Below are 11,399 nucleotides of genomic sequence, written 5' to 3'. Positions count from 1 at the left end.
CGCGGCACTTAACAATCATGAATCAATTTGCATAAGCGATAACGCTGATTTAGTTGCGGTTCGCCAGCGCCAGCTTAAGCCCAAATGAGACAAACATCAGACCGATCAGGCGATTTAGACCTGAGGTTAAGCGCCGGTTCACGCGCAGTTTTTGACTGGCGTAGGCACTGCTAAAAGCTAAGAAATGACACCACAGCATGCCATTAAAATTAAAGATGCAGCCCAAAAAGATAAAGGCCAGCGCTTTATCTTGTGCGCTGCTGGCAATAAATTGCGGCACAAAGGCGAGGAAAAATACCGCGACCTTGGGATTCAAGAGATTGGTCAGAAAACCTTGTAAAAATATCTTACGATAACTCAGACGCGTAGTGACAATCGTGATCTGCTCGCCGTCCTCGCTAGATTTTTTCTTGCTCAGCAATAGCCCCAAGCCTACGTACAGCAAATAGGCGGCGCCTATCAATTTGACGATCAAAAAGGCGGTTGCCGAAGTCGCCAGCACGGCCGACAAGCCCAGGGCGGCGGCCAAAATATGCACAAAAGTACCGCTGCCTATACCTAGCGCCGCCGCTGAACCTGCCCTCCAGCCCTGACTGGCGGCACGCGTCATGATCAACAGCGAGTCGGGACCGGGAGCCAGATTCAATAACAGGCCGGAGATAACAAAGAGCGCCAGATCTTGGGTACCAAACATAGTGAGAAACTCCGAAGTAGATGAAAAATCGCCAGGCAAGCAGCGCGCATCATCGCATTAAAATGAAAACCTAGTGAAGGCGCGTCTAAAAAATGGGCACTTCTAAACGGTAACTTCTAAAAACCTAAGAACAAAAACTTTTCTCGCCGCAGAGGCGCAGAGTACGCAGAGAAAACCTTGGTTTTTCCCTCTGCGTACTCTGCGCCTCTGCGGCAAAGCTTTTTCTTGTGAGCTGCTAGCATCGAGACTCATGGTTTTTTAGACGGTCCCTTTGAGAGCGGTTAATCTACTAAAAATATGGACAAAAAAACGCTGGCTGCAGATCACCTGCAGCCAGCGCTTACTTACTCGCGGCGCCGCTATACAGCGACGCCTGCGTGATACGATTTAAAACGTCGATTGCGCACCGAGTGTAAACGTCGAGACATTCCCGGTCGCATCCGACATATCGGCCACTTTTACCTTGCGATAAGTATATTCAGCGCGCACATTGACGTCTTGATTGACTTGATACATGACGCCAAAGCCAAACATCGGTTGCACCGAATATTTAGAACCGGAACCGACCAGGCTACCGACGCTACCAACCACTTCACCTTTAACATACGCCAGGCCCATCTTGGCGAGGCCAACAAAGCCCTTCATCGCTGGGGTTTTAACGACAGCGCCCACATCAACACCGCTAGACTTAAAAGCCCCGGCAACACCGGCATTGCTGGCTGAAGTTTCGCCCAGAGAGAAAAAACTACCTTCAATTGCCCAAGTTGGGGAAAAATTGTAGCCAGTCAAAATTTGATAACTGGTGTCAGTTTTATCGCAAGCGGTGGCGCCTGTGCAATCGATATTCCATTTGGCAGTACCGATCGCGGCGCCCAAATAGCGTTGTTGCGCCGTAGCCTGTGCACTTAAAACGAGACCGGCAATCAGCAAACTCGTTGCTAACAGTGATTTTTTAGACATGGTAATGTAAGCCTGTGATAAAAATGTTATAGAATTTTTTAACAAACAATACTTGAGCAAGCATTGATGTCGGATGCGTGACATTTTACCGTTTGCAAGATGGGCTTGTCATAACAAGTTTCCCAGTACAAATTGCTTTTGCTACCAATTGAAACAAACCAGACTACCTGATTGCCTTATGCAAGGACAGAATTCATGCTTGAAAGCTTAGAAGGACAATGCCAGTGTGGCAAAGTACATTATCGCGTGCAAGGCGTCTGCGCCACTGTATTTGTCTGTCATTGCCTGGAGTGTCAACGCCAATCGGCCAGTGCTTTCGGCATGGCTTTATGGGTCAACGATGCCAAAGTGCTGCTGCTCAGCGGCGAACTGAATCAATGGTTACGCGCAACGCCATCTGGCCAGCAGATGCTGTGTCGTTTTTGCCACACTTGCGGCACCCGTTTATTTCATCAGATCAAGGGGCAAAATCAACTCAGTATCAAACCCGGTACGCTCAACGATAGCCGCCAGCTCAAACCAGTTGCACATATCTGGACCAGTAGCAAACAAGACTGGGTGAAAATTCCTGAAAATACACTGCAATATCCAGAAAACCCTCCGACTTTTGATGCCCTATTTATGGCATGGGAAGCGCAGCATAGCGCGCCAGATAGATCGCTGATACTGGCCTAAGTAGCTGCTGTTTACTAACACTAAAGGAATAAATGGACAGTCAATTTGAAGATGGCTTGCGCATACGCAAGCAGGTGATGGGTGAAGCCTTTGTCGAAAAGGCTTTCAGCAATGTCGATGCGTTTTCTGCGCCGCTGCAAGAATACATCACCCGCAATGCCTGGGGTACGACCTGGTGCCGCGATGGCCTGGATTTGAAAACCCGCAGTCTGATTACGCTCTCTATGCTGACCGCACTTGGGCGTGCGCACGAAATCCGCGGCCATGTGCGCGGCGCTGTCAACAATGGCGCCAGCATGCAAGAAATCCAGGAAGTGCTCTTGCATGCCAGCGTATATTGCGGCATGCCGCTGGCGGTCGATGCCTTCCGTTCGGCGCATGAGGTCTTGGCGGAAATGGGCCAAATCCCGGCTAACGAATAAATATTGAGTTCCCCGTTCACCGCACAGCCGAAAGCCACTATGAGCCAAGATAAAAAAACCAGTTCTATCAACGCGCTAGGTATTTACGAACCATTTAAGGTCGAAGATGTAGACTGGGATGAATACACCCATGGCCTACGTTTCGGCAGCCGTTACCGTCAACTTGGCCAATTTGGCGGAGCTAAAAACGTCGGTGTCTCTATGGAGGAGTTGGCTCCCGGCAAACAAGCCTGTCCGAACCACTATCACCATCTGGAAGAAGAGCAGCTGTATCTGATGGAAGGCAGCCTGACTTTGCGTCTGGGCGAGCAAAGCTATGTCATGCAAGCCGGCAGCTATGTGGTCTTTCCCGCTGGGCAAAAGGCCGGACATAGTCTGTTCAATCATAGCGATACGCCGTGTCGCTATCTGGTCATAGGCGAGCGTAATCCACATGACGTGATCGTGTATCCCGATACCAACCGGGTCAGCGTGCGCTTAACCGGCGAGGGCTATGACAAGGCCGCCACCATGGAATATTGGCAAGGCGAAGCGGAATAAGCCCTAGGAAACCGAAGCGCTAGGCGCAATGAATATGCGGCTTGCAGGCCAATATGGGCTGGCAAGCCGCATATTCATTGCGCCTAAGGTTTTAAAATTGCTCTCAATTGCCACGCCATACCGCTGCAGAGCTAGCAATTACTCAATTCATAGGTGCTCTGCGTGACAGCTCTAAGCTGTGGATAAGTCTGGGGGCAAGCTTAGGGATAAACGGCTTAGCAAGTTGTCGATAAGTATGTTGAAAAGCCTGTTTATATCCTGTGTGTAGGTATTTTGTAGTTACCACTCAAGGGTATATTTCATAGTTGCTTGCTCGGGAGTTTCGCTTTTCAGCGCTTCACCACAAGCCAATTTTCTCTGTCTATCCATCCACTGACAGCGCGCTAGTTTCATGTTAGCGCTGCGCTAAGCAATTCTGGCACCCTTCACAGTAGCTCTCACTATACCCCTCGCAATGCCCTTACTGATGTCAAGGGATACACATCTTTACCTTGCAAATACAAATGAGAGTCATTATCATTTGCGTTAATGTAGTTAGCGAATGACTATTCTTAATGCTTGATACAGCACGCAAACGCTGCCGCATCTGGCCGACATCATAGGGGTGCACATGCAAGAGCGACAATATCAGGTGGTGATCAACGCACAACGCCAGTATTCGGTGTGGCCGGTGCAGCAGCCGCTGCCGGGTGGATGGTTAGCGCTAGGCTTTAGCGATACGCGCCAGCGTTGCCTGGAGCACATAGGTGAACTGTGGAGCGACCTGCGCGAACATAGTCTGCAACTAGCGCTCGCTGACATGGGAGCCGCACATGGCTGAGGGTTCACCACAAGCAGCCGCCCCAGCACTGGTATCGCCGGCTCAGCGTAGCCTGTGGTTTCTGAGCCAATTGGCGCATAGCGAACAGCGTTTGCATATCCGCGTCGAACTGCACTGGCCTGAGGCTATCGAGCCTAACTTGATCGCCCAAGCGCTGAGCCTGCTGCAGGCGCGCCATCCTATACTGCAAACCAGTTTCCACCGGCTAGCCTGGGGTGATATCGAACAGCGTCAGGGCGGTGCCGCAGCGCTGTTGCTGGAGTGCAATGGAGATTACGCCAGTTGGTCTAAACAGCAGGACTTCGAGCTGGAACGCCAGCCCGGCCTGAAGGCCTGGTTGTGCGGTGACACCTTGATACTGGCGCTGCACCGGATCGTGGCGGATACCGCCTCGGCCACGCTGCTGGTCGAGGAACTGTTACGCAGTCTGGCTGGCGAGACCCTGCCAGCGCAAGGACCACAGAGTTATCAACAGCACGCCACCCAGCAATTGGCACAGCTAAGCGCCGGCCAACGCTATCCCGACTACGATTACTGGATGCACAAACTGGCCGAGGGCGAGTCGGCGCTGGCACTATCGCTAGACCGGCCACGCACGGCTGCGCCTAACTTTGCCGATGCGCAGCTAAGCAACGAACTTACGCACGAACTGTCCAATAGCTTGCACGCCTTTTGTGTGCAAGCTGCGGCGCGTCCCGAACAGGTGCTGCGCGCGGCCTTTGCGGTGCTGCTGTACCGCCACACGGCGCAGTCCAACATCCGTATGGCCACGCTGGACGCCGGACGTACCAGCGAGCAGGCGCGCCTGCTTGGTCCCTTCGAGAACCTGCTGGTATCGAGTCTGAGCTTGGACAGCAGCATGAGTTTTGCCACGCTGCTAAAACTGGTACGCGAGGAAGATGCGACCAACCTGGCGCATGCCGCGCTGCCATTCGAGCGCCTGCTGGAAGGCTTGAACGCGGATGGTTTCCAGAAACACGAACTGCCCTTCCAGGCCGCCTTCGTGTGGCGCCAACATGCCAGCGTCTTACAGGCGCGCCGCAATGTAACTGTGCACCTAGAGGAAGACCAAGCGCTGCGGGTCGATCTATTCCTGCGTGCCAGCACACACTCCGATGGCCGTCATACGCTGACCCTGTCGTATGCCGCTGCGCTATTCGAGCAAAGCAGCGCAGCCGCGCTGCTGCAGCGCTTGATTGCACTATTAACGCAAGCGCTGGCAACACCGCAGGCCAGGCTAGATCAGTTGCAATTGGTCGATGCGCAAACCTTGGCGACTCTGAGCGCGCCGTGGCCAGCCGCCACTTATGCGCCGCTGCCGGTACATCAACTCATGGAGCGCCAATTAGCCTATCATGGGCAGGGCGATGCACTGGTGTGCGGCAGCCAGACGCTCAGCCACAGCGCCATGCACGCCGCCGCCAATCGTTTGGCACATTACCTGATTGCTGCTGGCGTCGGCGCCGAAACCCGGGTCGCGGTGGCGCTGGAGCGCGGCGTCGATCTGATCGTCACCCTATTGGCCGTATTTAAAGCCGGCGGCGCATTAGTGCCTATCGATACAGCTTATCCGCAAGAGCGCATCGCCTACATGCTCGATGATGCGACGGTCTCCTTTTTGCTGACGCAGAGCTCGCTACAAAGCCAATTACCGACACTCACGAACGGCAGCAGCATACTGCTAGACACTCTGGATCTGGCGCAGCAGCCGGCCAGCAATCCGCTGCTGCGGGTACTGCCACAGCAGTTGGCTTACATCATTTATACCTCCGGTTCTACTGGCCGCCCCAAAGGCGTGGCGGTAGCGCACGGCCCACTGTCGCTGCATTGCCAGGCCACCGCCGAACTCTACGAAATGACTGCCGCCTCGCGCGAGCTGCACTTCCTTTCTATCAGTTTCGATGGTGCGCATGAGCGCTGGATCGTGCCGCTGATCGTGGGTGGCTGCGCGGTCTTGCGCGGCGCGGCATTGTGGAGCGCTTCCGAAACCCATGCTGCGATGCGCGCGCACCGGGTCAACAATGCGGGTTTCCCCACCAGCTATGTGCAGCAACTGGCCGAGTGGGCCGATGGACATGGCACTGCCGCACCTTTGCGGCTGCTGTCGTTTGGCGGCGAAGGCATGCCACGCGCCACCTTCGAACAAGTCAAGCGCACCTTGGCACCCGACTGCCTGATCAATGGCTACGGCCCGACCGAAACGGTGATCTCGCCACTGGCATGGAAAACCAGCGCTGACGCCAGTTTTGAAGGTGCGTTCGCCCCGATCGGGCGCGCCGTCGGTGCACGTAGGGCCTATGTGCTGGACGCCGACCTCAATCCGCTACCGCCCGGCGTGGCCGGCGAGCTGCATATCGGTGGTGCTTGTCTGGCACGCGGCTATCACGGCCAACCAGCGGCCACCGCCGACCGTTTCATTCCCGACCCTTTCGCGGCGGACGGTGGACGCATGTACCGCACCGGCGACCAGGTGCGCTGGCGCGCCGACGGCATCATCGAATATTTAGGGCGACTCGACCATCAGGTCAAGCTGCGTGGCTTTCGCATCGAACTCGGTGAGATAGAATCGGCACTGGGCCAGCTGAGCGCGGTGCGCGAAGCGGTGGTGCTGCTGCAACAAACTGCGCAAGGCGCCAAGTTGGTGGCCTATGTAGTGCTCTATCCTGTGCTCAATTCGCTGCTCGATCCGACCGCTAGCATAGACGCTGGCACACTGCGCAACCAGCTGGCAGCGCAGTTACCCGACTATATGGTGCCAGCCGCGATCGTCCTGCTGGATCAACTGCCGCTCACGCCAAATGGAAAAATTGACCGTAAGGCGCTGCCGTTGCCTAGCCAACAAAGCCGCGAGCTGGTCGCCGCCTCGAATCAACTTGAACAGCAGTTGGTGGCGATCTGGCAGGAAGTACTGCAGTTGCAGCAGGTCGGCGTGACAGATAATTTCTTCGAACTGGGCGGTGATTCATTGAGCGCGCTGCGGGTGCTGACCATGCTAGACACGCATTTACCTGAGCACGCTCTGGGTATCGCCGATCTATTCAATTATCCCGACATTGCCCAACTGGCGCGCGCACTGAAGGAGCAGAATTTAGCAGCCAGCGAAGTAGTTTATCTGCAGCGCGGTGGCAGCAAACCTATGTTGTATTGCTTCCCCGGTCTACTGGTAAGCACACTGGAATACAGTCGCCTGGTGACTTACCTGGGCCCAGACCAGCCAGCCACCGGTTTTATCTGCCACTCCTTAGCCGGCGGTGAGGGCGAACCACTCGCCGTGAATGCGCTGGCAGCACGCTATGCCGATCATATACGCACACACAGCGCCGGCCAGCCAGTCATGCTACTGGGCTGGTCCTGGGGCGGCATTTTGGCGTATGAGGCGGCGCGTCTGTTGGGCGATAACGTGGACGTGCAGTTGGTCGGCATGCTTGACGTGTGTGCACTCGACGCCGAGTTTGCCGTGGGTGGCGAAAAACCTTTGGCGCCCGCTTTGCGACTCAGCTTGCAAAACGATATCGATGCCTGGCTGAAGCTAAGTCAGATGCGCGAACGCTGGCTGCGACTGCTGGGCCGTATGGATGCCACCGTCTACACCCAATTTCTGCACTACGTGAATAACAGCCCAGACACGCTACCGCTGGACGGCCCGGCTATCGGCAGCCGCGAGCACATTTTCTGGACCCTGATGGAGAACGCCTTGGTGTTCCGCGACTATGTGCTGGCACCGCTAGATTGTCGCATCCACGCCTGGATCGCAGAAGACTCGCTACTGCGCGGAATGAACGTGATTGACTGGCGCAAACAATCGAGCCGGGTAGAAAGGGTACACCCCATCCCCGGCAGCACCCATTTGAGCATCATCGCCGATCCCCAGTTCCATCTGAGTTTCGCCCAAAGTGTAGAACAAGCACTGGCGGGTTAAACACAGCTGATGCTCAGTATTTTTTCCAATTTTTTTCCAATCTTGATAAGGCTTTACCCAATGAAACAGCAGTTGAAGCAGCAAACAAAACATCCACTAGCACGTGCCGTGGCCAGTGCCATCGTCCTGATGGGCAGTTGCCAGTTAGCGGCCAGCGCCGCAGATACCGCGGAAGCGACGCAATCGAATTTAGGTAACATCACTGTCCTGGGCGAGGCAGACAGCATTGCCAAGCGCAGCAGCGTGGGCAGTAAAAATGAAACGGCGCTGATCGAAGTACCGCAGTCGATTTCAGTACTTAATCGCGAGCGCCTGGATGCCCAAAAAGCCAGCAGCATTCCGCAAGCGCTGCGCTACAGTGCCGGCATGCAAGTCGAAAGTTATGGAGTGGATCCGCGCTTTGATCAGTACATGATACGTGGCTTCGAATCAGGTTCTAACGGGGTGTTCCGCGATGCTCTGAATCTGCCTACCCGCGGCTTCACTGCATTTACGCTGGAACCGTATGGTCTGGAGCGCTTGGAAGTACTGCGCGGCCCGAGTTCGGTCATGTATGGACAGGCCGAAGTGGGCGGCCTGGTGAATGCTGTCAGCAAACGTCCACCAGCTAGCCAACAAGGCGAAATCGAAGTGAGCTATGGGAGTTTCGAGCGGCGTCAGATCGCGGCCGATGTGGGCGGGCCGCTCGATGAAAAAGGCGTATGGCGTTATCGCGTAACAGCACTCGCGCGCGAAGCCAAGGGCCAGGTCGACAATACCAAAGACAACCGGCTTTTCTTTGCCCCCAGCTTGAGCTGGCAGCCGGACGCCGATACCTCACTCACGCTACTGGCCTATCTGCAAAAAGACGATGTACCACCGAACTTTTATCTGCCGGCGGTCGGCACCCAGAAAACCGGGCCATTTGGAACTATACCGTCCAACCGCTTCGTCGGCGAACCGGGTGTAGACCGTTTCCAGACCGAGCAACGCAGCATAGGCTATGCCTTTGAAAAGCGTTTCTCGCCAGCCTGGAAAGTGCGCCAGAACGTGCGCAGCGCCAGCGAGACTGTCGACTACCGTAACCTTTACATGACGACATTGGAAGACGATCAACGCACAGTAAAACGCGCCAATTTCTCTGCACAGCAAAAGGCGCGGGTGTTCACGGCCGATCAAAATCTGGAATGGAACACCAAGTTCGACGGACTAGAAAATACCTTGGTGGCGGGTCTCGATTACAGCCGCGCGGTCCAACAGGGGCAAAACTATTATGGCGATGCGCCTACCCTCGATATCATCGCACCGGTGTATGGCCAGACGGTAGGCCAGGCCGATATGTACGAAGACAAGCGCAGCACCCTAAGCCAGACTGGGATCTATGTGCAAGACCAATTAAAATTTGCCGGCCAATATTTGCTGACGGCTGGGCTACGCCGCGACCAGAGCAATATCGATAACGAGGACTACATCAAAGCCAGCCAAAACAGCCAGAAAGACGCGGCCAATACCGGCCGCTTGGGTCTGACCTGGTTGGGTCCGAACGGCTTGGCGCCGTATATCAGCTATGCCACCTCTTTCCGCCCCGTGATAGGGCAAAGCGTGGATGGCCGCAACTTTGTGCCGGAGCAGGGCAAGCAAGCGGAAATCGGTTTGAAATGGGCGCCGCTAAACCGCGCGCTGCTGCTCACTGGCGCGCTGTTCGATCTGCGCAAACGCAATGTGCTCACCGCCGACCCAGCCAATCTGGGCATCGGTGCCCAGATACAGCGCGGTGAAGTACGCGTGCGCGGGATAGAATTGGAAGCCGAAGCGGAGCTGGACAAACACTGGAAAGTCAACGCTTCCTTCACCGGACTCGACGGCGAAATCACCCAAAACAACGACGGCAATGTAGGCAAGCGTCCGTCGCTGGTGCCGCGTGTCAACCTGGCCGCTTGGGCCGAACGCCAATTCGACAACGGCTGGCGTGCCGGTGCTGGGCTGCGCCGTATCGGTTCCACTTATAGCGACGATGCCAATACCTTCAGCAACGACGGCGTGACGCTGAGTGATGCCATGCTGGGCTACCGCTACCGCAACTGGGACCTGGCGCTCAACATCAATAATCTGAGCGATAAAATTTATCTGGGTAACTGTGCTTCTGACAGCACCTGCATTTACGCCGCGCGTCGCCGCGCCCAACTCACAGCCCGCTACCTGTGGTAATTGCCTAGCCAGCCATTCAAGCCTAGCCAGCGGGACACGCAATCCCGCCGCGCTATCCCATGGTGTATGCCATGGGACTACACACCAGGAACCGACATGAACCATAACGCAAACATCCCAGCCTTCCGCAGCGCCAGCCTTTCTGGCCAAACTTTCGAGGTGAATTACCATGGCGATCAGCTAAGCGTACGACAGCAACAGCAAGCCGTGCTAGATCTGAGTATAGACCGAGGTGCAGAGTGCTGGCTGACGCGCATCACAGCGGCTGCGCAGCCGCCAGAATTGCTGCAGGCTGCCTTGCTAGCGGCACTCGAGACGGTCAGCGCCAGCCACTCGGAACTAGTCGAATTGCGCCTGCATGCCAAAGAATGGCCAGAACTCAAAGCGCTACTCCTGCGCAGCGGAATCGCGCGTGAAGTCGGTGCGGCACTGAGCGTAGCCCCAGCCATGCTGTGGCAATTGCCGCAACTCTGGTTACCACAGACGCCCGCGCTCTACCCGCAACACCACGTGCGCACTGGCGAACGCTGGCACCCGCTGCGCCCGGCCAAACCGCAGGGCTATGTCTACCAACGCTTCATTCCCTGGCTGGGTCAGAGCATTTCATTTCGGGTGGCGAGCGTGGAGCAGGATCTCAACACCATGCACAAGTGGATGAACGATACCCGTGTGGCGCAGTTTTTTCAGGAAGAGGGCGATCTGGATTACCAGCGCGCCTATCTAAACGGCCGCCTGGCTGACCCGCACATGCTGCCGCTGATCGCCGAATTCGATGGCATCGCATTCGGCTACATGGAAGTCTATTGGGCTCAGGAAAATCGTCTTGGTCCTTACTACGCGGCCGACGACTACGACCGCGGCTGGCACGTACTGGTGGGCGAACAGGCTTATTCTGGCGGCCAATTCATTAGCGCCTGGCTGCCCTCGCTAATGCACTATATTTTCCTAGACGAGCCACGCACCCAGCGCATCGTCGGTGAGCCTGCCGCCAGCCACACGCGTCAGGTGCGCAATCTGGAGCGTTCCGGCTTTGCCGCGCTCAAGGACTTCGATTTCCCGCACAAGCGCGCCACCCTGGTAATGCTGATGCGCGAGAAATTTTTCAGCAATCGTCTATGGCACCCTAGCCTGAAAGCCTGAACTAGCACGCCCTTGTTTGCCTCATCTAAAAGAGAAGGAACA

At 55.8% G+C, this 11,399-nt stretch carries 9 protein-coding genes; 7 read left to right on the top strand and 2 right to left on the bottom strand.

Annotation, left to right across the window (positions count from 1 at the left end; all coding sequences use genetic code 11):
- Positions 1–49 precede the first annotated feature (49 nt).
- Together EJN92_RS09180 and EJN92_RS09175 are read right to left on the bottom strand one after the other, a co-directional pair.
- Positions 50–694: a LysE family translocator gene (locus EJN92_RS09180; protein ID WP_126127541.1), complete on the bottom strand. Its 645-nt coding sequence runs from the start codon at positions 692–694 to the stop codon at positions 50–52.
- Positions 695–1,081: 387 nt separating this feature from the next.
- The gene (locus tag EJN92_RS09175) at positions 1,082–1,654 is read right to left on the bottom strand and encodes an outer membrane beta-barrel protein (protein ID WP_157984336.1); all 573 of its coding nucleotides are present in this window, start codon (positions 1,652–1,654) and stop codon (positions 1,082–1,084) included.
- Between the two features lie 195 nt (positions 1,655–1,849).
- Between EJN92_RS09175 and EJN92_RS09170 the strand changes: the two genes are divergently transcribed.
- From EJN92_RS09170 to EJN92_RS09140, 7 genes are all read left to right on the top strand, one after another.
- Positions 1,850–2,329, top strand: a complete 480-nt coding sequence (locus EJN92_RS09170) for a GFA family protein (RefSeq protein WP_126127539.1) — start codon at positions 1,850–1,852, stop codon at positions 2,327–2,329.
- A 32-nt stretch (positions 2,330–2,361) separates the two neighbouring features.
- Positions 2,362–2,751 (top strand): carboxymuconolactone decarboxylase family protein, encoded by a 390-nt coding sequence (locus EJN92_RS09165; protein WP_126127538.1) that lies wholly within the window; start codon positions 2,362–2,364, stop codon positions 2,749–2,751.
- A gap of 39 nt (positions 2,752–2,790) precedes the next feature.
- Positions 2,791–3,291, top strand: a complete 501-nt coding sequence (locus EJN92_RS09160; protein WP_126127537.1) for a cupin domain-containing protein — start codon at positions 2,791–2,793, stop codon at positions 3,289–3,291.
- A gap of 610 nt (positions 3,292–3,901) precedes the next feature.
- A complete protein-coding gene (locus tag EJN92_RS09155) occupies positions 3,902–4,111 on the top strand; it encodes an MbtH family protein (RefSeq protein ID WP_126127536.1) in 210 nt (69 codons plus the stop codon).
- On the top strand, positions 4,104–8,030 hold the full coding sequence (locus EJN92_RS09150) for a non-ribosomal peptide synthetase (protein WP_126127535.1): 3,927 nt from the start codon (positions 4,104–4,106) through the stop codon (positions 8,028–8,030). The genes EJN92_RS09155 and EJN92_RS09150 overlap by 8 nt, the downstream gene beginning before the upstream one ends.
- Positions 8,031–8,090: 60 nt before the next feature.
- Entirely contained in the window at positions 8,091–10,217 is a 2,127-nt protein-coding gene (locus EJN92_RS09145; RefSeq protein ID WP_157984335.1) for a TonB-dependent siderophore receptor, read from the top strand.
- A 96-nt stretch (positions 10,218–10,313) separates the two neighbouring features.
- Positions 10,314–11,357, top strand: a complete 1,044-nt coding sequence (locus tag EJN92_RS09140) for a GNAT family N-acetyltransferase (RefSeq protein ID WP_194074975.1) — start codon at positions 10,314–10,316, stop codon at positions 11,355–11,357.
- The last annotated feature ends 42 nt before the right edge of the window (positions 11,358–11,399 follow it).

It is taken from the genome of Undibacterium parvum, assembly GCF_003955735.1.
In the GTDB taxonomy this organism is placed as follows: domain Bacteria; phylum Pseudomonadota; class Gammaproteobacteria; order Burkholderiales; family Burkholderiaceae_D; genus Undibacterium; species Undibacterium parvum.
This window is presented reverse-complemented; position numbering and strand designations above follow the sequence as displayed.